This is a genomic window from Vibrio sp. 10N.222.46.A1 (assembly GCF_041473595.1).
Lineage (GTDB): Bacteria > Pseudomonadota > Gammaproteobacteria > Enterobacterales > Vibrionaceae > Vibrio > Vibrio tasmaniensis_A.
Genome location: NZ_JBFRSN010000575.1, coordinates 1 through 917, shown reverse-complemented (window position 1 = coordinate 917; position 917 = coordinate 1). Strand labels below are relative to the sequence as shown.

At 42.2% G+C, this 917-nt stretch carries 1 pseudogene; it reads left to right on the top strand.

Annotated features, from left to right (window positions below):
- Positions 1 to 73: 73 nt before the first annotated feature.
- A pseudogene (locus AB4496_RS16330) lies at positions 74 to 917 on the top strand (IS3 family transposase); the annotation flags it as partial.

The window sequence follows — 917 nt, the reverse complement described above, 5'->3', positions numbered from 1 at the left end:
GTGGGCTTTTTTGTGCCTGTTGTACCGTCCTAAATATGGTTGACACATTTCCAACATGAAATTGGAGAGTGTCATGAAAACAACAAGTAGACGTACTCAACGAGATTATTCTCTTGCCTTTAAATTGGCAGTCGTAAGCCAAGTTGAAAAAGGCGAAATGACTTATAAGCAAGCTCAAGAACGTTATGGGATCCAAGGTCGCTCTACCGTTTTAGTTTGGCTTCGTAAACATGGTCAACTAGATTGGTCTAAAGGAATAGAACAATCGAGAGCGTTAGGAGCGACTATGTCAAACTCTTCCTCAACTCAAACCCCAGAGCAACGAATCAAAGAACTCGAGCAGCAATTAGAAGAGACTCAGCTCAAAGCTGAGTTCTTTGAAGCGGTTGTAAAAGTCATGGATCGAGATTTCGGTGTCCGAATCTCAAAGAAGCGCAAGGCCGAGTTATTAAGGAAAAAACGGTCAGAAAGTTGACCGTCACTAAAGCTTGTCACTTCATAGGTATTACACGACAAGCTTTCTACAAGCGCTGTGTTGCAGAAATTCATCAGACAAAGAAAGATGAATCAGTACTCGGTTTTGTGAAGGAGCAAAGGATGATGCACCCTCGTATAGGAACTCGTAAGATCAAGTATTTACTTGCTCAGAACGATATTGAAATAGGGCGAGACCGCTTATTCTCTCTGCTGAGAATGAATCGATTATTAGTGCAGAATCGAAGGGCTTATCATCGAACCACAAACAGTAATCATCGCTTTTACTGCCATCCGAATCGTGTCAAAGAAGGCTTAATACCGGAAAGACCAGAGCAATTATGGGTTGCCGATATTACTTATCTAGCAACGCGGCGTGGTAGTACTTATCTCAGTTTAGTGACGGACGCTTACTCAAGAAAAATCGTGGGCTATCACATAAG